General features: G+C 62.5%; 23 protein-coding genes. 10 read left to right on the top strand and 13 right to left on the bottom strand.

What is annotated here, in order from left to right; all coding sequences use genetic code 11:
- Positions 1-2: 2 nt before the first annotated feature.
- Complete coding sequence (locus tag HYE77_RS12080; RefSeq protein ID WP_043225961.1) at positions 3-1214, top strand: RNA polymerase sigma factor; 1212 nt, start codon at positions 3-5, stop codon at positions 1212-1214.
- Between the two features lie 138 nt (positions 1215-1352).
- On the opposite strand, the gene HYE77_RS12085 is transcribed toward HYE77_RS12080, so the two are convergent.
- On the bottom strand, positions 1353-2078 hold the full coding sequence (locus HYE77_RS12085; protein ID WP_102369745.1) for an SDR family oxidoreductase: 726 nt from the start codon (positions 2076-2078) through the stop codon (positions 1353-1355).
- Between the two features lie 111 nt (positions 2079-2189).
- Here HYE77_RS12085 and HYE77_RS12090 point away from each other — a divergent pair, with 111 nt between their 5' ends.
- A complete protein-coding gene (locus HYE77_RS12090) occupies positions 2190-3032 on the top strand; it encodes a LysR family transcriptional regulator (protein ID WP_003211429.1) in 843 nt (280 codons plus the stop codon).
- A 137-nt stretch (positions 3033-3169) separates the two neighbouring features.
- Here HYE77_RS12090 and HYE77_RS12095 read toward each other — a convergent pair whose 3' ends face one another.
- Complete coding sequence (locus HYE77_RS12095) at positions 3170-4024, bottom strand: LysR family transcriptional regulator (RefSeq protein WP_087693158.1); 855 nt, start codon at positions 4022-4024, stop codon at positions 3170-3172.
- A gap of 89 nt (positions 4025-4113) precedes the next feature.
- On the opposite strand from HYE77_RS12095, the gene HYE77_RS12100 reads away from it, so the two are divergent.
- A complete protein-coding gene (locus HYE77_RS12100; protein ID WP_008432974.1) occupies positions 4114-4551 on the top strand; it encodes a multidrug/biocide efflux PACE transporter in 438 nt (145 codons plus the stop codon).
- Between the two features lie 57 nt (positions 4552-4608).
- On the opposite strand, the gene HYE77_RS12105 is transcribed toward HYE77_RS12100, so the two are convergent.
- Both HYE77_RS12105 and HYE77_RS12110 read right to left on the bottom strand, forming a co-directional pair.
- Positions 4609-5517, bottom strand: coding sequence for a LysR family transcriptional regulator (locus HYE77_RS12105; protein WP_003211434.1), 909 nt, complete (start codon positions 5515-5517; stop codon positions 4609-4611).
- A gap of 57 nt (positions 5518-5574) precedes the next feature.
- Positions 5575-6333 carry an SDR family NAD(P)-dependent oxidoreductase gene (locus tag HYE77_RS12110; RefSeq protein WP_177068821.1) on the bottom strand — a complete coding sequence of 253 codons (759 nt, stop codon included), beginning with the start codon at positions 6331-6333 and terminating at the stop codon, positions 5575-5577.
- Between the two features lie 112 nt (positions 6334-6445).
- Between HYE77_RS12110 and HYE77_RS12115 the strand changes: the two genes are divergently transcribed.
- Positions 6446-7417, top strand: a complete 972-nt coding sequence (locus tag HYE77_RS12115; RefSeq protein WP_102369743.1) for a LysR family transcriptional regulator — start codon at positions 6446-6448, stop codon at positions 7415-7417.
- Here HYE77_RS12115 and HYE77_RS12120 read toward each other — a convergent pair.
- A complete protein-coding gene (locus HYE77_RS12120; protein WP_003211439.1) occupies positions 7338-8255 on the bottom strand; it encodes a LysR family transcriptional regulator in 918 nt (305 codons plus the stop codon). The two genes, HYE77_RS12115 and HYE77_RS12120, sit on opposite strands and share 80 nt — an antisense overlap.
- Before the next feature lie 232 nt (positions 8256-8487).
- Here HYE77_RS12120 and HYE77_RS12125 point away from each other — a divergent pair, with 232 nt between their 5' ends.
- From HYE77_RS12125 to HYE77_RS12135, 3 genes are all read left to right on the top strand, one after another.
- Positions 8488-9246, top strand: a complete 759-nt coding sequence (locus HYE77_RS12125; RefSeq protein WP_003211441.1) for a 5-oxoprolinase subunit PxpA — start codon at positions 8488-8490, stop codon at positions 9244-9246.
- Between the two features lie 76 nt (positions 9247-9322).
- Entirely contained in the window at positions 9323-10201 is an 879-nt protein-coding gene (locus tag HYE77_RS12130) for an allophanate hydrolase subunit 1 (protein WP_008432967.1), read from the top strand.
- Positions 10198-11172, top strand: a complete 975-nt coding sequence (locus HYE77_RS12135; RefSeq protein ID WP_003211445.1) for a biotin-dependent carboxyltransferase family protein — start codon at positions 10198-10200, stop codon at positions 11170-11172. The genes HYE77_RS12130 and HYE77_RS12135 overlap by 4 nt, the downstream gene beginning before the upstream one ends.
- Before the next feature lie 123 nt (positions 11173-11295).
- On the opposite strand, the gene HYE77_RS12140 is transcribed toward HYE77_RS12135, so the two are convergent.
- The 4 genes from HYE77_RS12140 to HYE77_RS12155 all read right to left on the bottom strand — a co-directional run bounded on the left by HYE77_RS12140 (position 11296) and on the right by HYE77_RS12155 (position 15917).
- Positions 11296-12912, bottom strand: a complete 1617-nt coding sequence (locus HYE77_RS12140) for an inorganic phosphate transporter (RefSeq protein WP_008432964.1) — start codon at positions 12910-12912, stop codon at positions 11296-11298.
- 215 nt (positions 12913-13127) lie between these two features.
- Complete coding sequence (locus tag HYE77_RS12145; RefSeq protein WP_102369741.1) at positions 13128-14150, bottom strand: transporter; 1023 nt, start codon at positions 14148-14150, stop codon at positions 13128-13130.
- Between the two features lie 100 nt (positions 14151-14250).
- Positions 14251-15426 carry a GAF domain-containing sensor histidine kinase gene (locus tag HYE77_RS12150; RefSeq protein WP_177068822.1) on the bottom strand — a complete coding sequence of 392 codons (1176 nt, stop codon included), beginning with the start codon at positions 15424-15426 and terminating at the stop codon, positions 14251-14253.
- Positions 15427-15611: 185 nt separating this feature from the next.
- Positions 15612-15917, bottom strand: coding sequence for a PepSY domain-containing protein (locus tag HYE77_RS12155; protein WP_177054581.1), 306 nt, complete (start codon positions 15915-15917; stop codon positions 15612-15614).
- Positions 15918-16057: 140 nt separating this feature from the next.
- Between HYE77_RS12155 and HYE77_RS12160 the strand changes: the two genes are divergently transcribed.
- A complete protein-coding gene (locus HYE77_RS12160) occupies positions 16058-16987 on the top strand; it encodes a sterol desaturase family protein (protein WP_177068823.1) in 930 nt (309 codons plus the stop codon).
- On the opposite strand, the gene HYE77_RS12165 is transcribed toward HYE77_RS12160, so the two are convergent.
- Positions 16928-17605, bottom strand: coding sequence for an AraC family transcriptional regulator (locus HYE77_RS12165; protein ID WP_087693149.1), 678 nt, complete (start codon positions 17603-17605; stop codon positions 16928-16930). The genes HYE77_RS12160 and HYE77_RS12165 overlap by 60 nt on opposite strands.
- A complete protein-coding gene (locus HYE77_RS12170) occupies positions 17606-18733 on the bottom strand; it encodes a glycerophosphodiester phosphodiesterase (RefSeq protein ID WP_177022222.1) in 1128 nt (375 codons plus the stop codon).
- A gap of 232 nt (positions 18734-18965) precedes the next feature.
- Between HYE77_RS12170 and HYE77_RS12175 the strand changes: the two genes are divergently transcribed.
- Positions 18966-19289, top strand: a complete 324-nt coding sequence (locus tag HYE77_RS12175) for a DUF2025 family protein (protein WP_177027667.1) — start codon at positions 18966-18968, stop codon at positions 19287-19289.
- Positions 19290-19462: 173 nt separating this feature from the next.
- Here HYE77_RS12175 and HYE77_RS12180 read toward each other — a convergent pair whose 3' ends face one another.
- Entirely contained in the window at positions 19463-19786 is a 324-nt protein-coding gene (locus tag HYE77_RS12180; RefSeq protein WP_134327189.1) for an antibiotic biosynthesis monooxygenase, read from the bottom strand.
- Positions 19783-20478: a CTP synthase gene (locus HYE77_RS12185; protein WP_177068824.1), complete on the bottom strand. Its 696-nt coding sequence runs from the start codon at positions 20476-20478 to the stop codon at positions 19783-19785. The genes HYE77_RS12180 and HYE77_RS12185 overlap by 4 nt, the downstream gene beginning before the upstream one ends.
- A gap of 79 nt (positions 20479-20557) precedes the next feature.
- Here HYE77_RS12185 and HYE77_RS12190 point away from each other — a divergent pair, with 79 nt between their 5' ends.
- Positions 20558-21442, top strand: a complete 885-nt coding sequence (locus HYE77_RS12190; protein ID WP_177068825.1) for a LysR family transcriptional regulator — start codon at positions 20558-20560, stop codon at positions 21440-21442.
- Positions 21443-21451: the final 9 nt, after the last annotated feature.

The following is a 21451-nucleotide window of genomic DNA, read 5'->3' on the forward strand; positions in this document are numbered from 1 at the left end:
CGGTGCAGGCCCGGGTTGAAGCGGTTTATCGCAGCGAATCGCGGCGCATCCTGGCGACCCTGATTCGCTTGCTTGGCGATTTCGACCTGGCTGAAGAAGCCTTGCACGAGGCGTTCTTCGTCGCAGTCGAGCGCTGGGGGCAGGATGGTGTGCCGGATAACCCCCGGGCCTGGCTGGTCTCGACCGGGCGCTTCAAGGCCATCGACCGTTTACGTCGCCAGGCGCGTTTTACCCCGTTGTTGCAGGCGCAAGCCGATGCGCTGGAAGCGGCAGACTGGAGCGTTGAAGACGTGGAAGACGACCGCCTGCGCCTGATCTTCACCTGCTGCCACCCGGCGCTGGCGGCGGATGCCCAGGCGGCGCTGACCTTGCGTGAGATCTGCGACCTTACCACCGAGGAAATCGCCCGGGCGTTTCTCGCCACGCCCACTAGCATCGCCCAGCGCATCGTGCGGGCCAAGGGCAAGATCCGCGAAGCGAAGATCCCCTATCAGGTGCCATCCCTGGCGGAGTTGCCCGAGCGCCTGGACAGTGTGCTGCGGGTGATTTACCTGGTGTTCAACGAAGGCTATTCAGCGTCCATGGGCGCCGACCTGACCCGTGAAGACCTGACCCGCGAAGCGATTCGCCTGGGCCGTTTGCTGATGGAGTTGTTGCCGGAACCGGAAGTGATGGGCTTGCTGGCGCTGATGTTGCTCCACGAGTCCCGGCGCCCGGCACGCACCTCGGCCGGCGGTGAGTTGGTGTTGCTGGATGAGCAGGACCGTTCGCTGTGGGATGCGTCGTTGATTGCTGAAGGATGCGCCCTGGTGGAGAAATCCCTGACCACACGCCGCTTCGGGCCCTACAGCCTGCAGGCAGCGATTGCGGCGGTACACGCTGAAGCCGTGAGCGCCGATGAGACTGATTGGCCGCAGATCGTCGGGCTGTATGACGTGTTGCTTGGAGCGATGCCATCGCCGGTGATCGAGCTGAATCGCGCGGTGGCCGTTGCGATGCGCGATGGGGCGCAGGCCGGTTTGCAATTGGTGGACGGCATTCTGGCGCGGGGGGAGTTGGTGGACTATCACCTGGCGTACTCGGCGCGTGGCGAGTTTTGTCGGCGATTGGGGCGAGTGGAGGACGCGCGGCGAGCGTTTGAACGGGCGCTGGCATTGACCCAGCAAGTGCCCGAAAAGCGCTTTATCGAGCGGCGTTTGGCCGAACTCAAATAGTGCAGGCGCCGGAGATCCAAATGTGGGAGCGGGCTTGCTCGCGAATGCGGTGTGTCAGTCAACATTTCAGTGACTGATCCACCGCGTTCGCGAGCAAGCCCGCTCCCACATTTGTTCGATGTTGTCTTGATGAATGAGTTACGGCTGCTGACGCGTCGCCGCCAACACGATCTCGCGAATGCACACATGCTGCGGCTGCTGGTAGGCATAGGCAATCGCCGAAGCCACATCATCGGCGCTCAGCACGGTGCCGCCCATGTCCTGTTTCCACGCCTGGTAGCCGGTCTTGATGGCTTCGTCGGTGGTGTGGCTCAGCAGTTCGGTTTCCACCGCGCCCGGCGCAATGGTGATCACACGCACATTGTGAGGCGACATTTCTTCCCGCAGGTTTTCCGAAATTCCATGCACGGCGAACTTGGTGCCTACATAGGCGACGTGGTTGGGGAAGGTCTTGCGCCCGGCCACCGAGCTGACGTTGATGATGGTGCCGCCCTTGCGCTTGACCATGCTGCCAGCCACCGCATGGATGCCGTTCAGCAGGCCTTTCACGTTGACGTCGAGCATCTGCTCCCACTGTGCCGGGTCCTGTTCGCTGACCGCGCCCAGCAGCATCACGCCGGCATTGTTGATGAGTGCATCGGCCGGGCCGAATTGCGCTTCAGCTTCCTTCACCGCCGCCACCAGCGCAGCGCGATCGGTGATGTCGACACCGCGACACAAGGTGTTCGGCAACTCCAGCGCATTCAGCCGGTCGATGCGGCGGGCCAGCAGCAACAGCGGGTGGCCGGCGGCCGACAGCAAGCGCGCAGTCGCTTCGCCAATGCCCGAACTGGCACCGGTGATGATGATCAATGGCTTGCTCATGGTGGAACTCCTGAAATAAGAAAAACAAATAACTGAACGTGGAGCGCAGTATATTTAGCCCTCGGCTGGCTGAAAAATGCCTTATTCCTCTGTCTGTCATCGGTATTAACTATGGATGTGCGTCATCTCAAGGCGTTTCTCGCGGTATTCGAGGAACGCAATATCACCGCCGCCGCCCAGCGCCTGTTCATCAGCCAGCCGACGTTGTCGGTGACCATCAAGCAACTGGAAGAAGAACTGGGCGTGGCGCTGTTTCTGCGCCAGCCTCGTGGGGTCGAGGTCAGTGACGAGGCGCGGGTGCTGTACCCGCAAGCCCGGCGCATGGTGGCCGAGGCCGATGCGTTGAGCCGCTTGTTTCGCGGGCGCGAAAACCGCATCGCCCTGGAACTGGGTGTGGAAGGCGATATTGCCGACAGCCAGATCGAAACCTTCCTGCGCATGGCGCACCAGGGCCTGCCGGGTTTGCTGCTGACCTTGCAGGAAGGCTGCGAAGGAGAGGGGCGCCTGGCGGTAGAGGAAATGTGCTGCGAGGACGAATTATTCCTGCCGCTTTGGGAAGAGTCCTACGTGATGGCACTGCCGATTGCGCACCCGATGGCGGCGGGCGGCAAGGAGCAGGCCTGGGCGCCGATCGAAGACTGGATCACCTGCCCGCAGCATGATTCCCACCAACGGCTGATGGCCTTGTACGGCCGCTCGCCCCAGGCGGTGGCCGGGCATGCCGGTTCGTTGACCCAGGCATTGCACATGGTGGCGGCCGGTGTGGGCGTGGCGATGTTGCCGCAGTCGCTGGCGGCGGAGCGGGCCGGGGTGGTGATTCGCCCTTGGCACCTGCCGGCACCGACGCGCCGGGTGGGGTTGTGCTTTGCCGCCCAGGCCCTGGAGTTGCCGGCGTTGCGGGCCTTGCATGAGTATTTCCAGAACAACCGCCCGCCGCAGATTGAAGCCGCCTGACGGCGCCTTTGAATTCACCGCAAATTCAATGTGGGAGCTGGCTTGCCTGCGATAGCGGTGGTGACTGACACACCGCTATCGCAGGCAAGCCAGCTCCCACATTTGATCTTCATTGTTGCGAATAGTGTGTTTCGGCGTTATTCCAGCATCTTGCCCAGCAACCAACTGCCGGCCGGGCCGGGCGGATGCTGGCGTGACCACAACGCGTCCACCGCCACCGAGCGCGGCCAGCCCCGGGCCTTGATTTCACACAGGTGGTCGCCGCCAAACCGCTCCACCAGCCAGCGCGGCAGCGGTGCCCAGCCAAAACCCAGCTGCGCCATTTCCATCAGCATCAGGTAACTGGGCGCTGACCACACTCGGCCCAGGCCGCGGGTTTCATTCGGGTTGATGATGCTCGCCAGGCGCAGTTCGCGGTGTTGTTCCAGGGTTTGCTGGTCGATGTCCGCAAGGTTCGCCAGCGGATGTCTGGGTGAGACAAACAGCGCGATTTCCGTGCGCTCTTCCACGGTGGTGCTGGTGAGGTCCGGCGGGTAAACCTCCTGCATCTCGATAAACGCAATCTGCGCCCGGCCACTTTGCACCAGGGCGATCAAGTCCTCGCATTCGGCGATCAGGCATTCCAGCTCCAAGTCCGGGTAGCGCTGCTCGAAGGCACTGAGGGCGGTTTCGAAACGGTCCGACTGGTACGTATCGGACATCGCGATACTCAGCTTCGGCTCCAATCCCTGGGATAACTGACTGGCCGCCAACTCCAGGCGGCTGCTGGCTTCCAACACCTGCTCGGCGCGTTGCAGCAGCACATGCCCGGCCGGGGTCAGCGTCGGCTTGCGGCTGCTGCGATCAAACAGCACCACATCCAGGTCAATCTCCAGGCTGGCCACCGCCGCGCTGACGGTGGACTGGCTCTTGCCCAGCTTGCGCGCCGCCGCTGAAAACGAACCGTGGGTCGCCGCCTGCACAAACGCCTGAAGCACTTCGTGGGATGCCATGACTATCGCCTTGATCGATGGTTACTGGTTATGAAGTATCGAGTCAAAGGGTAATGATGGCAACCATCGTCACTCACGGAGAACGGGTCATGACACCCACCAAGTCGATTACTGAACGCGTTTGGCAGGCCATTGGTTTTGAAGGATTGGCCTTGTTGATCTGTACACCGCTGCTGGCGTGGATCATGGATAAACCGGCCCTGGAGATGGGCGTCGTGACCTTGGCCATCAGCCTTATGGCACTGGCCTGGAACGTGATTTTCAACGGCCTGTTCGACCGTCTCAAGGCGCGCCTGCAACTGTCCGGCGGGGTGTGGACCCGCGTGCTGCATGCGTTGATGTTTGAAGGCGGGCTGGTGGCGATCTGTGTGCCGTTGATTGCCTGGTGGCTGGACATCAGCCTGATGCAGGCGTTTATCCTCGACATCGGCGTGTTGCTGTTTTTCCTGCCATACACCTACGTGTATCACTGGGCGTATGACGCCGCGCGGGAGCGGATCATGCAGAAACGGATGCGCACCGCGTAGGAGTCCGGCTTGCCGGCGATGGCGATTTTGGATACGTCATCGCCGGCAAGCCAGCTCCTACAGGGGTTGTAGGGCGGCCACAAAATCGAGGAATGCCCGCACCTTGGCCGCCGGCAAATGCCGCGACGGGTAGAAGGCATACAACGGGAAACGCTCGTCGGGCCAGTCGGGAAACAACTCGATCAACGCGCCGGATTTCAGCGCCGGTGCCAGCCCAAGGTCGAGCATTTGCGCCACTGCATGGCCGTGTTCGCACACGCTGTACAAGGTCCCGGCATCGTTGACCACCAGCCGCCCGCTGGTGGCGATGTTGACCTGCTCGCCCGGCCGGTGGAATTCCCAGCCAAACGGCCGGCCGGTCTGGGAGTCGCGAAAGTCGATGCACACGTGCTGGCCGTCTTCCAGGTCCTTGGGGTGTGAAGGGCGACCATGCCGCTCGAGATAAGCTGGCGAGGCCAACGTCAGCACCCGCACTTCCATCAGCTTGCGGGCGATCAGCGAGGACGATTGCGGAATGCCAAAACGGATGGCCAGGTCAAAGCCATCCGCCACCAGGTCCCCGAGTTGATCCCGCGTGTGCAGGTCCAACTGCAGCTGCGGGTATTGGCTCATGAATTCACCCAGCACCGGCCCCAGCACCAGCCGCGAAAAGTACGGGTCGATGTTCACCCGCAACCGCCCGCGCACCGTCAGGGCGCTGTCGGCCGCCGAGCTGGCGGCTTCTTCCAGGCCGGCCAGCAGGGGGGCGATTTCCTGGTAGAAACGCCGGCCCTCGTCGGTCAATTGCACCGAGCGGGTAGTGCGGTCGAACAGGCGGATGCCCAAGCGTTTTTCCAGCCGCGAAATAGCCCGGCTGACCCCCGAAGGCGTCATCTCCAGGCTGTCGGCGGCGCGGGCGAAACTGCCGCTGTCGACCACGGCGGCCAGTACGCCCATGCCACCGGCCAGTCCTGGATCAAAACTCATGGGTGATTGCCTGTCAGGTATCCGAAAGCATTGATGCTAGCGGAGAATCCGAGAGCGTTACAGAAACATCCCGCCCGAGGCCTCGACCCGTTGCCCGGTGATCCAGTTGCTGCCGTCGGCCAGCAGGGTGGAAATCGCCCCGCCGATATCATCCGGCAAGCCTGCGCGACCGAGGGCGGTGTTGTTGGCGACCATCGCGTTCACGTCCGGATTGTCGCGCACCACGCCGCCGCTGAAGTCGGTGGCAATCGCGCCGGGGGCCAGGGTGTTCACGGTGATGCCACGGGCACCCAGTTCCTTGGCCTGGTAGCGGGTCAGCACTTCCACCGCGCCTTTCATCGAGGCATAGGCCGAATAACCCGGCAGGCTGAAGCGCGCCAGGCCGCTGGAGATATTGATGATGCGGCCACCGTCGCTGATCAGCGGCAGCAGTTTCTGGGTCAGGAAAAACGGGCCCTTGAAGTGGATCGCCACCAGTTGGTCGAACTGCGCTTCGGTGGTGTCGGCGAAGCTGGCGTGGGCGCCGATCCCGGCGTTGTTGATCAGGAAGTTGAAGTGCGCCTGGCCGAACACTTCCTTCAATACCGAGCCGACCTGGGCGGTGAACGCCTCGAAGGTGGAACTCTGGCTGACGTCCAGTTGCAGCATGGCCGCCTTGCCGCCCAGCGCTTCGACTTGGGCGACCACGGCCTGGGCTTCGTCCGCCGCGCTGTTGTAGGTACCGATAATGTCGACGCCTTGTGCCGCCAGGTGCAGCGCAGCGCTTTTGCCCAGGCCGCGGCTGGCGCCGGTGATGAGTGCGATTTTACGGGTCATGGTGAAGTCCTCGGGGCGTGTGATGGTTAGTGGGACTGAGTGTATTTGTCCGGCCATAACGTGATAAACAGAGCTATGCCGGAATCACTGGCCGGATAAGGCGAACAATCCCATGAACAAACTAGAGTTGCTGCGTACCTTCGTGCGCGTTGCCGAACTGTCGAGTTTCACCCAGGCGGGCGAGAGCCTGGGCTTGCCGCGCTCCACGGTTTCCGAGCATGTGCAGGCGCTGGAAGAGTTGCTGGGCGCGCGCCTGTTGCAGCGCACCACGCGCAAGGTTCAGGCGACCCAGGACGGGCGCGTGCTGTATGAGCGCAGCAAGGATTTGCTGTCGCACATGGAAGAGCTGGAAGGCTTGTTTCGCCAGGATGAAGCGCAGCTGGCGGGGCGCATTCGGGTGGACATGCCCAATGTCATGGCCCGGGAATTGATCCTGCCGCGCCTGCCCGAGTTCATGGACCTGCACCCGCTGATCGAGCTGGAAATCAGCAGCACCGACCGCCAGGTTGATTTGCTGGCGGAAGGTTTCGACTGCGTCTTGCGCGTCGGTGCGCAGCCGGACCAGTCGGTGGTAGCCCGCTTGTTGTGCAGCATGCCGATGATCAACTGCGCCAGTGCTGCGTACCTGAAGCGCCACGGCGTACCCAGGACGCTCGCTGATTTGGCTCACCATCAACTGGTGCATTACGTACGCCCGCTGGGCTCACGCTCCCCAGGGTTTGAATACGTACAAGGCAACAAGGTGCAGCGGATTCCCATGGCCGGGCGCGTCACGGTCAACAGCACCGACGCTTACCGGGCGGCGTGCATCGGTGGCTTTGGCCTGACCCAGGTGCCCGCCCTGGGCATTCACGATCAACTGGCCAGCGGCGAGTTGGTGGCGGTGCTGCCGGACTATCCGGCGCCGGCACTGGACGTGTCCCTGCTGTACGCCGGCCAACGGCATTTGCCGCTGCGGGTGCGGGTGTTCATGGATTGGCTGGCCGCCACCTTGCAGGCTGCTTTCAACGCCGGGCAGACAACTGCTGCGGCGCCAGGAATGCATCATGGAAGTAATCCCGAAACGCCTGCATCGCCGGAGTGAAATCGCGCTCGCGGTGCCAGGCCAGGCCGACGCTCATGGGCGTGACCTTGTCGGTGACGCTCACGGTTTCGATGCGTTTGCCTTCCAGTGACCACGGGCGATGCACCAGGTCTGACAAGATCGCCACGCCGCTGCCGTTGGCGACCATGCTGCGCACTGCCTCCACCGAACTGGTGCGCAGCCGCACCTTGGGGGTTTGCCCGGCCTGTTCCCAGTAGCGCATGGCGCTTTGTTCGGCTTCGTCGACGGTGAGGAAAATGTACGGCTCCCTGGCCACATCGGCGAGGCTCACGGCGGGGCGTTCGCACAACGGGTGATGGCTGGGCAGCCACAGGCGGCGTTCGGAGTTGAAGAGGATTTCCGAGACGATATCCGCGTGGGTGAGGTTGGCGGTGAGCACCACGGCCATATCGAACTGGCCGTTGAGCAGGCCGTGTTCGATGGCCTGGCGTTCCTGTTCGAAGACCTCGATGGTCACGTCCGGGTGCCAGTGTTCCATGCGCTGCAAGTGGTGCGGCAGGAAGTAACCGAGCACGGTGTAGCTGGCGGCCACCCGCAATACGCCGCTGGCGCGGTAGTCCGGCAGCGGGCTGTTCAGGGCATCGTCGACGCTGCGCACAATCACATACGCCCGGTTGAGGAAATGCCGCCCGGCGTCGGTCAGGCTCATGCCCTGGGCCGAGCGCACGAATAGCTGCGCGCCGAGCATCGCTTCCAGCTCCTTGATCGCGGTGGTCACCGCCGATTGGGAGATGTTCAGGTGAATCGCCGCCTGGGAGATCTGGCCGATTTCGGCGGTGGCGACGAAGTAGCGGATTTGGCGCAGGGTCAGGGACATTGGTTTCTCCGCTCGCTCCCACGCTCTGCGTGGGAACGCATCCTGTGACGCTCCGCGTCACGATTTTAAAAGCGGACGCAGAGCGTCCAGGGCGGCATCCCCACGCGGAGCGTGTGAACGATCAGTATCGGGTATCTGATTTTCAGAAGATGGGCCATCTGATAATAGATCTTCCCAAGGGGTCAAGGGGCAGCCTAATTTCCATCGCAAGAACTTCAACGGAGCGACCCCGATGCAGGCAGTGGATTTCAATTCGGACATGGGCGAAGGCTTCGGCCCCTGGACCATCGGCGACGGCGTCGACAGCGAACTGATGGCCTACATCAGCTCGGCCAACATCGCCACCGGCTTTCACGCCGGCGACCCGGGCACCATGCGCCGTACCGTCGAACGCGCCAAGCAGTTGGGCGTGGCGATTGGCGCGCACCCGGGTTTTCGCGACCTCGTAGGTTTCGGCCGACGCCATATCAACGCCCCGGCCCAGGAGCTGGTGGACGACATGCTCTATCAACTCGGCGCCCTGCGGGAAATCGCCCGGGTGCAGGGCCTCACGCTGCAACACATCAAGCCCCACGGCGCGCTGTATATGCACCTGGCGCGGGATGAAGAAGCGGCGCGGCTGCTCGTGGAAAACCTGCAACGGCTGGAGCCCACGCTGCTGCTGTATTGCATGCCGAATTCGGTGATCTGGCGTATCGCCAAGGAACTCGGCCAGCCGGTGGTGCGGGAGTTTTATGCCGACCGTGAGTACGATCTCACCGGCTCCATCGTGTTTACCCGCAATGTGCGGGCGCTGGATCCGGCGACGGTTGCGGCGCGCGTACTACGGGCTTGCCAGACCGGGCTGGTACGTACGGTGGAAGGGGAAGACCTGTTTATCGAATTCGATTCCATTTGCCTGCACAGCGACACCCCCGGCGCCCTTGAACTGGTGGAAGCCACCCGTGAAGCGCTGGATCAGGCGGGCATCGAAGTACGCACACCCCGCTGACCGACACCGGTGCCCAGACACCGGGTCTGATAGATTTTTTGCCTGCCTTTCTACAATGATTCCAAGAGGAACAGACATGGCTGAATCTTCCCCGATCCGCTACAGCTTTGGCGGTGATGAACACCTGTTTGCCGAGGTCAGCGAGAGCATGTCCCTGGAGGCTTTCTTCAAGGGCATGGCCGTCACCCGTGCGGTGGAGCGCCTGGCCCTGGACGGTGTGCTGGACGTCTGCCTGGCAAATGCCTCGTTCCAGATTCGTTTCGACCCGGACCGCATCGCGCCCCACGTGCTGCTCGACGCGGTACAAAGCGCCGAAGCCCAGGCCGTGGCCGAACGTACCTTGCACACCCGCATCATCGAAATCCCGGTGCTGTACAACGACCCCTGGACCCATGAAACCCTGATGCGCTTTCGCGACCGTCATCAGGACCCGACCGGTACCGACCTGGAATACGCAGCGCGGATCAACGGCCTGGCGGATGTGGACGCGTTTATCGCGGCCCACAGTGGCGCGCCGTGGTTTGTCTCGATGGTGGGGTTTGTGGCGGGCTTGCCGTTCATGTTCCAGATGGTGGAACGCGAGCGGCAGTTGCAGGTGCCCAAGTACCTGCGCCCACGCACCGACACGCCGAAGTTGACCCTCGGCCACGGCGGCTGCTTTGGCTGTATCTATTCGGTACGCGGCGCCGGCGGTTACCAGATGTTCGGCGTCACCCCGGCGCCGATCTACGACCCGCAACAGCAACTGGCTTACCTGAAAGAGCACATGGTGTTCTTCCGCCCCGGCGACATCGTGCAGTTCAAACCCATGGACCGCGACGCCTATGACCTGGCCGTGGCAGAAGTGGACGCAGGGCGCTTCGACCTGCGCATCCGCCCGGTGGAGTTTTCCCTCGACGCCTTTCTCGCCGACCCCATCGGCTACCCGAAAACCTTGCAGGAGGCGCTGGCATGATCAAGGTACTCAAACCCGGCCTCGCCACCTCCGTGCAGGATCTTGGCCGCGAAGGTTATTACCACCTCGGCATCCCGCCATCCGGCGCCCTGGACCAATACGCGTTGAGCGCGGCCAACCACCTGGTGGGCAACCCCATCGGCGCTGCCGGGCTGGAATGCACGTTGATCGGGCCGGAGCTGGAGTTTCAGCAGGATGCCCTGGTGGCGTTGTGCGGGGCGCTGATGTCGCCGCGCCTGGACGGCGTAGTGGTGCATCAGGACACCGCGTTTGAAGTGCGGGCCGGGCAAGTGCTGCGCTTTGAATTTCCCAGGGCCGGCGCGCGGACTTACCTGGCGGTGGCCGGTGGCATCGATGTGCCACTGGTGTTGGGCAGTCGCTCGACTTACACCCTCGGCGCATTGGGCGGGTTTCACGGGCGGCGGCTGGTGGAGGGTGATGAACTGCCCGTGGGCGAAGCCAGCGGCAAAGGCCGGGCGGGGAACAGTTTGCCCATGGCGTTGCGCCAATCGGTGGGTGGGGACGTGACCCTGCGGGTGGTGCCGGGGCTGTACTACGAGCGCCTGACGCCCGCCGCCAAAAGCAGCTTTTTTGCCGAGCCCTGGACGGTGGGGTCGGAGGCCGACCGCATCGGCTATCGCTTCAAGGGCGGCAATGCCTTGAGCTTTCAGCCACGGGAACAACCGTTTGGCGCCGGGTCCGATCCGTCGAACATCGTCGACAGTTGCTACCCCATCGGCTCGATCCAGGTGCCGGCGGGCCTGGAGCCTATTGTGCTGCACCGGGACGCGGTGTCGGGCGGGGGCTACGCGATGATTGGCACGGTGATCAGTGCCGACCTGGATCTGATCGGGCAGATGCAACCGAACCAGCGGGCGGGGTTTGTGGCGGTGACGCTGGAGGAAGCGTTGGAGGCGCGGCGGGTGTACAAGAAGCGGTTGAAGCTGATGGGCGGGTTGTTTAGCACCTGAACTCACCACTGAACCCAATGTGGGAGCGGGCTTGCTCGCGAAAGCGGAGTGTCAGTCAATAAGTCTGTGACTGAGCCACCGCATTCGCGAGCAAGCCCGCTCCCACATTTTTATCGGGTTGTGTCAGAACAATTGGGTGAATAGCCAGTACAGGCTACCCGATAACAGAATCGCCGCCGGCAAGGTCAGCACCCAGGCCATCAGCAAGTTGCGGATGGTCTTCATCTGCAAGCCACCGCCGTTCGCCACCATGGTCCCGGCCACACCCGACGACAACACATGGGTGGTGGACACCGGCAAGCCATACATGTCTGCCGCGCCGATGGTCAGCATCGCCACCATCTCGGCGGATGCGCCCTGGGCGTAGGTCAGGTGGGTCTTGCCGATCTTCTCGCCCACGGTCACCACGATACGTTTCCAGCCGACCATGGTGCCGAGCCCGAGGGCGATGGCCACGGCGATCTTGACCCACAGCGGGATAAACCGTGTGGCGTTGTCGATCTGTTGCTTGAACAGTTGCAGCTTGTTCTGGGTGTCGGCGTCGAAGTTGCCGACCTTGCCCTTGTCCATCAGGCGGATGGTTTCGCTGGTCAGGTACATGTCGTTACGCACGTTGCCCACGGCCTCGGCCGGTACGGCGGCCAGGGAGCCGTAGCTCTTCACTTCCTCACCGATATGCCCGGTGATGGCCGCCAGGGCGGGCACCAGTTCCGGGGTGGCTTCCTTGGTGCGTACGTAGGTCGACAAGGTGCCGCGAGAGTCGGCGGGGGCCAGTTGCGGCGCCGCTTTTACCAGGGCGGCCTGGGTGACTTCGGCCACCGCGGCAAACTGCAACGACTCACCGGCCGGCATGGTGCGGTTCAACGCGTAGGCCATCGGTAGGGTGCCCACCAGGATCAACATGATCAGGCCCATGCCCTTCTGGCCATCGTTGGAACCATGGGCGAACGACACACCGGTGCAGGTGGCGATCAGCATGCCGCGAATCCACCAAGGCGGCGGGGTATCGCCTTTTGGCGCTTTGTACAGCGAGCGGTTTTTCACGAAGGCCCGCAGCGCCAGCAACAGCAGGGCAGCGAAGGCGAAGCCGATCAGCGGCGACAGCAGCAGCGCATAACCGATCTTGATCGCCTGGCCCCAGTCCACACCGCTGGTGCCGTCGCGGCCATGCATCAGTGCGTTGGCCACGCCCACGCCGATGATCGAGCCGATCAAGGTGTGGGACGACGACGCCGGCAACCCCAGCCACCAGGTGCCGAGGTTCCACAGGATCGCGGCGATCAACAGCGCGAAGATCATCGCAAAGCCGGCGGAGGAGCCGACCTGCAAAATCAGCTCTACCGGCAGCAGGGCGATGATGCCGAACGCCACCGCGCCGCTGGATAGCAGCACGCCGAGGAAGTTGAAAAAGCCCGACCACACCACCGCGAAATGCGGTGGCAATGAGTTGGTGTAAATCACCGTGGCCACCGCGTTGGCGGTGTCGTGGAAGCCGTTGACGAACTCGAAGCCCAGGGCGATCAACAGCGCCACGCCCAGCAGCAGGAACGGCGTCCAAGTGGTGACCACCGTGCCCAGCTCGTGCATGTCGTGCATCAGGCTGTAGGCGGTGAACAACAGGCCCATGGCGAGTACGGCGAAGAAAATGATCACCGTCACCAGGCCCGGTTTTTTGTCCAGGCGCGGTTTGGGATCGTTGGTGACGGAGGCGGTGGAGGCGGTCAGCGAAGGGGTTGCCATGCCGGAACATCCAGTGTTGAGGGAGGATATCCGTCATGATCGTTGCAGAATGTTACAGAGATGCTGCGGCAAATCAGTGTTTAGGGAATTGAAGTTGCCGCCGGTCTATAAAACACCGCCGATAAAATGTGGGAGCTGGCTTGCCTGCGATAGCGGTGTATCAGTCACCACCGCTATCGCAGGCAAGCCAGCTCCCACATTGATCGCATTTCAAATCAATAATCCTTGCGCTTGCGAAACGCCCAGCGTCCGGCAATCAGGGTGAACGTTGCCACCAGCGCCACCAGAATCCAGAAGCCTTCCGGGTCTGTGGAGAGCGGCACGCCACCAACGTTCATGCCAAAAAAACCGGCAATGATGTTGATCGGCAACGCCAGCACCGTGACCACGGTCAGGGTGAACAACGTGCGGTTGCTCTGTTCGTTGAGGTTGGCGGCGATCTCTTCCTGCAGCAGCTTGATCCGCTCACCCAACGCCATCAGGTCGTTGATGATCAGCGCAAACTCCTCGGTGGATTTGCGCAGCTCTTTCACGTCTTCCTTCTGCAGCCACTGGGGCGGACGATTGAGCAGCCGCAGCAACGAGCCCGGCTCCAGCGCCAGCAGCCGTTGCAGGCGCACCAGCACCCGGCGCGCGGCACCCAGTTCGGCGCGGTTGGTGGACAGGCGTGACGACAGCAACTGGTCCTCGATCTGGTCGACGCTGAGGCTGGTCTTGCGCACGATCTGTGTCAGCACCTCGCCCTGGTCTCGCAGCAAATGCACCAACAGTTCCAGCGGCGAGCGAAAGTGTTCACCGGCCTTAACCGACGAGCGCAGCTTGTCCACCGAATGCAGCGGTTGCAGGCGCGCGCTGATCAGCAGCCGACTGCGGGCGCACACCCATAAGGTGGAAATGTCTGAAGACACCATGCTGCTGAAGTTGAAGACCACGTCGTTGACCACCGCCAGCAAGGCCGAGTCCACGTGTTCGATGCGGGTGGAGCGTGAGCCTTCGTGCAAGGCTTCGAAGAATTCTTCCGGCAGGTTCAGGTGCGCCTGCATCCAGCGCTCGCACGCGGCGTGGGCCAGGTTCAAATGCAGCCAGAGGAATTCGTTGGGGTCTCCGGGCTGCTGCAAGGCCGCAAGGGCAGTGGCTGAATCAATCTGTTCGCCCTTTTCACCGGGGCGGAAACGAAAACCGTAGAGCAAGCCAAACAGGTCTGAGTCCTGGTGGCTGTGGTCGATGCTGTGGTTCATGGAGGCTCGCAGGGAAAGTGCCTGTAGGAAATTTCACAGGTTCACTTGAGCGCATCATGGCAACAGGATTTGACGGTTTTGTGACGGTTTGAGGTGGCCGTCAATCGCCCGCGGGCAAACTGAAGCTGAACACCGTGCCGTCCTGCTCGCTGGAAGACACTTCCAGCCGCCCGCCATGGGCGTCGGCAATCTGCTTGACGATATACAACCCCAGGCCCAACCCGGCCTGGGGCAGGGCGCCCGTCGGTCGGGAGTAGGGCTGGAACAGCAGCGGCATGGCTTGCTCACTGATCAGCCCAAGGTTTTTCACCGTTAACTCAAACGTGCCGGCGTTGACCTGCGCACTGACCTCAACCGGGCCTTCGGGACTGCCGTGGCTGATGGCGTTGGCCACCAGGTTGGAGAGCAATTGCGCGAGCCGCTCGCGGTCGCCTTTCACACCCTCGAGATTGCCGATGCGGGCGTGGATCAGCCGCTTGGGGTGCACGTGCTGCACCTCTTCCACCACATGCTGCAAAGTGTCTTCAAGCCCGGTGCATTCACTGATGTTCACCGGGATGCCGCTGCCCATTCGGCCACGGGCAAAGTCCAGTACGTCTTCCACCAGTTGCGAGGCCCGGCGGCCGCTGGCCAGCATGTGCCGCACCAGCGTGTCGGTGGCCGGGTCCGGGTGTTTGCGCAGCAGCCGTTCGGCGCCGACGTTGATGGCGAACAGCGGGTTGCGCAGGTCGTGGCCGAGCACGGCGATGAATTGTTCGCGCAGTTCGGCGGTTTCCCGCTCCTGCTGCAGGTCGGCTTCGGTCTGCTGGAGGCTTTCTTCGGCTTCGATCTGCAGCGACAGCACCCGGGCAAACGACTCCATGGTCGACTGGATGGTGCTGCTGCGCAGTTGCGCCGGGTTCGGGTCCAGGGCACAGATGGTGCCGAAGAAACGCCCGTCGGTGCGGAACACCGGCACCGAGATGTAGCTTTCAAAGTGGTAGATGCGCGGCGTGTGGTGGTCGCGGTACAGCGGGTCTTCGCTGGCTTTGTCGATCACGATCGAGACGTGGGAGTCGCGTATTTCGTGGCACAGGGTGGTGGTCAGGTCCAGCTCGCCACCCACGGGCAGGCCAAAGTCCAGTTGGTCGCGCACAGCGCAGGCGGTCCATGAATCATCGGTGACCCGTGCCACGGCCGCAAAACGCAAGCCGGTCATCTCGCTGACTACCTGGAGAATCGCCGGGACGGCGCTGATTCTGCCAATGGTGGCAATGTCGACGGCTTTTTGCCCCATGGCGAACGGTTCCGGTCCTGATGCTGCTGGCGTTGTGCCTTGGCTGATGGTTGGGATTCTAGCGAGCTTGGCGGCGTAAGGTACAAATTCGTTCACGCTAATTAGACTAATTGCTCTTCTGGGCGACGAGCGCGCATAAAAAAGCCGCGCGGCCCGAAGGCGGCGCGGCGTTTTTGCGGTTCAACTCAAGTGTCTTGCTTGTTTTCCAGGACTTCGCCGGTCTTGGCATCCAGCTTCACGTCCCACTTCACGTTGCTGGTGTCACGCAGTTCGGTCTCGTAGACCAGGCGGCCGGCGTTGTCTTCCAGTTCGGTGTCAACGATGGTGGCGCCTTTGTGCTGGGCCACGGCCTTGGCGTTGAGCTTTTCAAAATCCATCACGGCACCGGACTTGAGCAGGCTCGGAATCTGGTCCGGGCGAACATCGGCCTGGGCCAAACCGGCGGTAAGGGTCAAGGCGGCAGCAGCGAACAGAGCGGTCAGGTTTTTCATGATGTGATCCTTTGGGGTGAGCTGTTTAAGTGGGATCAGGTTAACCAGCGCAACTTAACTCACCCTTAAAATTGCGCCGTTTGTTCAATCGGCGGCGAGTGCGGGGTTTCATGCTGGCGTCTCACTTACGGGAGGCACAGATGAAACAGTTAATGGCCTGGGTGTATGCGCCCTTGTTTTGGGCGGGGTTTATCGGGTGGGCGCTGTGGCTGGTGCAGAGGGATGCGCTGCAGTGGCTGGGGCTGGTATTTGTTCTGGCGGTGGCGGTGTCGTTTATCGCCGAGTGGTGGTTGCCCTATGAGCCGCAGTGGAATCGCAACCAGGGTGATCGTCGTCGCGACTTGATTCACGCGTTGGTCAATGAGGGCCTCAATGCGGCGGGCTTGTTGATCTTGCCGGTGCTGACCGCGCTGTTGGCCGTCGACGGTGTATGGCCGCGGGCGTGGCCGCTCTGGGCGCAATTGCTGCTGGCGATCTTCATTGCCGATGCGGGCATCACCTTGATGCATTACGCCAGCCACCGAGTCGCTGCCTTGTGGCGCCTGCACGCGGTGCACCACAGCGTGCAACGGCTGTATAGCTTCAATGGCTTGATGAAGCATCCGTTGCACCAGATGCTGGAAGCCACGGCCGGGTTGGCGCCGTTGATCCTGCTGGGCATTCCCACGGAGGTGGCGCTGCTGCTGGCCCTGGCGATTGCCGTGCAGCTGCTGTTGCAGCATTCCAATGTCGACATGCGCCTGGGGCCGCTGCGCTGGGTGTTCGCCTGGGCGCCGGTGCATCGTTTTCATCACATGAAATATGGCCGGGCTGGGGATGTGAATTTCGGCTTGTTTTTCAATCTGTGGGATTGGCTCTTGGGTACGGCGTTTTACAGCCATGACTATCGAATGGGTCAGGGCGACTTGGGGATTGGCAGCCGGCCGGATTTTCCGCGGGAGTATGTGGCGCAGTTGCGCGATCCGTTCAGGACGGCGCAATTGAGCAAGGAGCCGCCGGTTCCCGCGGGTCTAGTCCAGGATTCGTACGTGCAGGTTGCGCAACGACGCCCCGGCCGTGACGCCGAATAGTTGCTTCATGGTCCGGGAAAAATGCGCCGAATCGGCGAACCCGGCGCCATGTGCAGCCTCGGTCAAGGTGCTGCCGCCGAGCGCCAGTCCCAGCGCCACTCGCAAGCGCCGCCACAACACCAGGCGACGCACCGGCAAACCCAGTTGGTTGGCGAACAAACGTTCCAGCTGGCTTAACGAAACGTGCGCCGCCTGTGCCAGGGCTTGGGCCGAGACCTTGCCACTCAGTTGCTGATCCAGCGCCGACAGCGCGCGCTCCACCCTGGCATCTTCCAGTGCGCGTCTCGGCAATTGGCGCAGCGTGCGCTCGAGTGCTTCCAGGGACCGTTCACTGTCGGCCAGGGCGGCCTGCAAAGAGTCGAAGTCAAAGGCGCCGGGTTCGGCATACACCATCAACACCTCACCGTGGGAGTGGAGGATGGCGTGGGGCATTCTGGACGGGATAAACAGGCGATGGGCCGTGATGGCACGGCCATCGAGGCTGGCCGTGACCGGCCCGCCCGCGGAGAACATCAGCTGATGGGCATAGTGTGCATGGGACGCGGTGCGCCCCGGTATGCCCTGGATCAGCCCGTAGTCAGGCCCCAGCCACAGGCGACCTGACCATTCGGGGCTCACTCAGTAACCGTTGTCCTGCAGCAGGTCGGCCACACTCGAGGATGGCCAGCGCTTGTAGTACTTCAGCAGTTCGGCAGCGCGGTTGGTGAAGATGCCATCGACGCCGGCTTTCATGACCTTGTCGAAGTCCACCGGTTCATCCACGGTGTACACGTGCACCAGCAAGCCCTTGTCGTGGGTCAACTGGTTCATCTCGGGTTTGACCAGGTCGGAGTAGCTCTGGTCGCCGAGGTTGGTCAGTTGTGCCGAAGGGCCGGTACCGATGGCGCCCAGGCTCTTGGCCTCGTCGATCCATTTTTCGAACTCGGCGGCGTCCTTCGGCTCCTGCTTGGCGTAGTAGGCGGCTTTGCTCGGCTCGCCGGACTCGGCGAAGGGCACCTTGGATTTCGGTTCGATGCTGCCTTCACCTACCCACAACAGCAGGATTTTCGGGGTGTTGGGCATCTCTTTTTGCAGTTCTTTCAGGCTGTCTTTCTCAAAGGTTTGCAGCACCACGCGGCCCTTGCCCTGGCCGACGCCGATGTTTTTCTGGGCCTGGTTGGAGCCGGTGGAGCTCAACCAGCCTTTATCCAGCAGCTTGTTCTTCAGGTCGGCCTCGATGCCCGGGAATTGCTTCGGCTCTTTGGTTTCGATGTACAGGCCGGGTTTGTGCTGCGGGTTGCCTTCGGCGATCTTGATGATTTCGTCCAGGCTGAGGATTTTCAGGCCGACGAAGCCCGGGCGGGCACGGTCCGGGTAGGCGGCGTTGAACCAGCTGCCGGCGTCCAGGGTTTTAAGCTCGGCCCAGGTGAATTCGTTGGCCGGGCTGTCCTTGCGCTCCGGGAACTTGGTGGCGACGTCGGTGGTGCGTTGCAGGTTGTTGTCATGCAGGGCGAATAGCACGCCGTCCTTGCTGCGTTGCAGGTCCATTTCCAGGTAGTCGGCACCCAGGTCGCGCGCGACCTTGTAGGCGGCGGCGGTGGATTCCGGTGCATCGAAGGAGGCGCCACGGTGGGCAATCACGGCAGGGTGCGGGATGCCTTCGTTGGCCGCGAGTTCGGTAGGGCTGATCGGGCTTGCCGCCTGTGCGTGGCCAAGGCCCAGCATCAGGGCCAGCAGCAGGGCACTCTTGGTAAACGTGACAGGCATATGCGAAGTCCTTTCGTGGAGGTAACTTTGAGAAGGGCTCCTTTTTAACAATTGCTTGCGAATGGCGCTATCACCAAACCGACATTAACGTGTTCACCGGCCATTTTTCTGCACTTTTGTGCGGTGCGATGCAGTACTCTTGCCTTGAATTGCCCCATCAGAGGGCAGATTTTCCTGCCACGCGTGTAAACCATCTTTCCAGTCCAAGTAGGACTTTTCAGTGAGGTTTACCATGCGCATCACCTCCGAGCTTATCTGCCAGGCCGCCGACCAACTCCAGGGTTTTGTCGGCCTGAACCGCAAGACTGGCCAGTACATCGTCCGTTTCAGCGAAGACTCCTTCGGCATGGACGTGGCCGATGACGGCATTATCCCAACCGCCGAGTTTGTCTGGCTGCCGATCGACGGGCAGGCCATGACCTTGTCCCGCGAGCGGATCCAGTTGTTGCTGGACCAGAACATCGACGATCGCATCAACATCACGGAACCGCTGCGGGTGTACATGCGTCGGGTGGAGATTCCACAGATCAGTGCGGTGCGCAGTCTGGTCAGTTGAGTGCCGCATAGCCCTGCGGCTGGAGCGCTTTTTGTGGCTAGGGAGCTTGCTGTGGCTTGGGAGCTTGCTGTGGCGAGGGAGCTCCCTCACCACACAAGCTCCCTCACTACAGCAAGCGCCCTCACCACAGAGCCTCCCTTGTCCACATTAAGTGTTTTACACGGGCTGAGGTTTCAGCGCTCGAACGCGTAAGACCGCTCCACCTTGCACACTCGTGTATGGCACGCCAAGTACCAGGTGGCGCGGCCCTGCTCGCGCACCTCAGTGTGTTCGGCGTGCTGCTTCCAGGCCAGGATCTCCGCTTCGCTGCTCCAGTAGGACACCGTGATACCCAGCCCGTCGTCCCCGCGCGCCGATTCCACGCCGAGAAAACCGGGTTGTTGCCGGGCCAGTTCCAGCATGCGGTCGGCGGCTTGTCCGTAACCGTTGTCACCTTCAGTGCGCAATGAACTGAACACCACGGCGTAGTACGGCGGTTTGGGTGTCTTGGCGATCATGCGCAGGCCTTCAGCAGCGCAATGGCCAGCGGCGGGGTGACGTCTTTAAGCGCCGCACGTTCCGGCTGGAACAGGGTGGCGACAAAAAACGGATGGCCCAGCAACTCCACCGCCCGCAGGTCACCCGCCGAGTCATGGCCGCTGGCAATCAGGTCGGCTTCCAGCAATGCGCTTTCGAAGTCTGGATTGATGCCATAGCGGCAACGGTAGCCTTCATGGATATCGAGGGTGGCGTAGGCCTCGGCGATGCGGGTAAAGGCCATCAAGCGAATGGTGTCGGTCGCTTCCACCAGCGCGCAGGTCAACGGTGTCAGCACTGCACGCGGCGAGTCGGGGGCCAGTTCGCCATGCTCGGCGTCGGCCCAGCCCAGCACGTTGCGGGCATATTCCAGCACCGCGTGTTGAAAACCGCCGCAGGTGCCGAGGAACGGGCGCCGCTGTTCACGGGCATAACGGATGGCCAGCAGGGCGCCGTCCAGATCACGGTAAGGGCTGGCGGGGACGCACCAGAAGCCGTCGTAGTGCTGCAGTTGTTCGGTGGATTTGATCGTGTCGGTGGCCAGCCAGTCGAACCGCACCGTCAGGCCCAGCGCCGCGCCGGCCTGTTGCAACGCCAGGGGAATGGCCTGGTGGGCGGTAACTTGGGCATCGTAGTCGCCGATCAGGGCCAGGTGCAGGGTGGTTTTATTCATCGAGGGTATCCGTGGCTTGTTGAGTCCTAGCGCTCACTATAGATTGGCGTTTACGCAATCAATATTGGCGTTAACACACATGTTCAATGCAGCGGCGCACTATCAGATCGACTACCCAGACCTTTCCCTGATCCTCGCCCTGGTGCGCGGCGGCACGCTCGCGCGGGCGGCGGCGTTGCTGCGGGTGGATGTGTCTACGGTGTTTCGCGCGGTGCGGCGGCTGGAGACGGCACTGGGCCAGACGCTGTTCGAAAAGAGCCGCGCCGGCTACCTGCCCACCACCTTGGCCACCACCCTCGCCGAGCAGGCCGAACGTGCCGAACAGGCGCTGGAGGCAGCACGTGTGGGAGTGGAGCAGGGCGGTGAAGTGATCAGCGGTACGGTGCGCCTGACGTGCACGGACTCGGTATTGCAGTCACTGTTGCTGCCGGCCCTGGCGCAGTTCATGCCGGGCTACCCGGCGTTGACCCTGGAGCTGAGCACGTCCAATGACTTCGCCAACCTCAGTCGCCGCGATGCGGATATTGCCCTGCGCCTGACCAAGGCACCGCCCGAGCATCTGGTAGGACGTTGCCTGGGCACGGTGTCGTATCGGGTGTGCGCCAGTGCCGACTATGCCCGCCAGCATGCGGGGGAGGAACTGGCGGCCCTGAACTGGATCGCGCCGGATGACTTCCTGCCGGATCACCCCACCGTCACCTGGCGGCGCCAGCACTTGCCGGGAGTGATGCCGGCCTATCGCTGCAACAGCATGGTTTCGGTAACCGAGTTGGTGCGCGCGGGACTCGGCGTTGCCGCGTTGCCGGATTACCTGCTGGGCGCGGACCTGCAACCGTTGAGCCCGCCGCTGGTGGGGCACGACACCGCCCTGTGGCTGCTGACGCGCCCCGATTGCCGGGCCTTGCGCTCGGTGGTGACGTTATTTGATCAGTTGGGCCAGCATGCGCGTTTGCCGGTGAGATAACTGTGGGAG

This window comes from Pseudomonas sp. IPO3774 (assembly GCF_013386835.1).
Taxonomy (GTDB): Bacteria; Pseudomonadota; Gammaproteobacteria; order Pseudomonadales; family Pseudomonadaceae; genus Aquipseudomonas.

Excerpts from the sequence above, each read along its gene's own strand:
- HYE77_RS12125 (WP_003211441.1), top strand. The coding sequence starts at position 8,488 with ATGCAGGCAGTGGATTTCAATTCGGACATGGGCGAAGGCTTCGGCCCC.
- HYE77_RS12135 (WP_003211445.1), top strand. The coding sequence starts at position 10,198 with ATGATCAAGGTACTCAAACCCGGCCTCGCCACCTCCGTGCAGGATCTT.
- HYE77_RS12145 (WP_102369741.1), bottom strand. The coding sequence starts at position 14,150 with ATGAACCACAGCATCGACCACAGCCACCAGGACTCAGACCTGTTTGGC.
- HYE77_RS12090 (WP_003211429.1), top strand. The coding sequence starts at position 2,190 with ATGGATGTGCGTCATCTCAAGGCGTTTCTCGCGGTATTCGAGGAACGC.
- HYE77_RS12110 (WP_177068821.1), bottom strand. The coding sequence starts at position 6,333 with ATGACCCGTAAAATCGCACTCATCACCGGCGCCAGCCGCGGCCTGGGC.
- HYE77_RS12190 (WP_177068825.1), top strand. The coding sequence starts at position 20,558 with ATGTTCAATGCAGCGGCGCACTATCAGATCGACTACCCAGACCTTTCC.
- HYE77_RS12085 (WP_102369745.1), bottom strand. The coding sequence starts at position 2,078 with ATGAGCAAGCCATTGATCATCATCACCGGTGCCAGTTCGGGCATTGGC.
- HYE77_RS12175 (WP_177027667.1), top strand. The coding sequence starts at position 18,966 with ATGCGCATCACCTCCGAGCTTATCTGCCAGGCCGCCGACCAACTCCAG.
- HYE77_RS12185 (WP_177068824.1), bottom strand. The coding sequence starts at position 20,478 with ATGAATAAAACCACCCTGCACCTGGCCCTGATCGGCGACTACGATGCC.
- HYE77_RS12095 (WP_087693158.1), bottom strand. The coding sequence starts at position 4,024 with ATGGCATCCCACGAAGTGCTTCAGGCGTTTGTGCAGGCGGCGACCCAC.
- HYE77_RS12155 (WP_177054581.1), bottom strand. The coding sequence starts at position 15,917 with ATGAAAAACCTGACCGCTCTGTTCGCTGCTGCCGCCTTGACCCTTACC.
- HYE77_RS12140 (WP_008432964.1), bottom strand. The coding sequence starts at position 12,912 with ATGGCAACCCCTTCGCTGACCGCCTCCACCGCCTCCGTCACCAACGAT.
- HYE77_RS12150 (WP_177068822.1), bottom strand. The coding sequence starts at position 15,426 with ATGGGGCAAAAAGCCGTCGACATTGCCACCATTGGCAGAATCAGCGCC.
- HYE77_RS12130 (WP_008432967.1), top strand. The coding sequence starts at position 9,323 with ATGGCTGAATCTTCCCCGATCCGCTACAGCTTTGGCGGTGATGAACAC.
- HYE77_RS12160 (WP_177068823.1), top strand. The coding sequence starts at position 16,058 with ATGAAACAGTTAATGGCCTGGGTGTATGCGCCCTTGTTTTGGGCGGGG.
- HYE77_RS12100 (WP_008432974.1), top strand. The coding sequence starts at position 4,114 with ATGACACCCACCAAGTCGATTACTGAACGCGTTTGGCAGGCCATTGGT.
- HYE77_RS12115 (WP_102369743.1), top strand. The coding sequence starts at position 6,446 with ATGAACAAACTAGAGTTGCTGCGTACCTTCGTGCGCGTTGCCGAACTG.
- HYE77_RS12120 (WP_003211439.1), bottom strand. The coding sequence starts at position 8,255 with ATGTCCCTGACCCTGCGCCAAATCCGCTACTTCGTCGCCACCGCCGAA.
- HYE77_RS12170 (WP_177022222.1), bottom strand. The coding sequence starts at position 18,733 with ATGCCTGTCACGTTTACCAAGAGTGCCCTGCTGCTGGCCCTGATGCTG.
- HYE77_RS12180 (WP_134327189.1), bottom strand. The coding sequence starts at position 19,786 with ATGATCGCCAAGACACCCAAACCGCCGTACTACGCCGTGGTGTTCAGT.
- HYE77_RS12105 (WP_003211434.1), bottom strand. The coding sequence starts at position 5,517 with ATGAGTTTTGATCCAGGACTGGCCGGTGGCATGGGCGTACTGGCCGCC.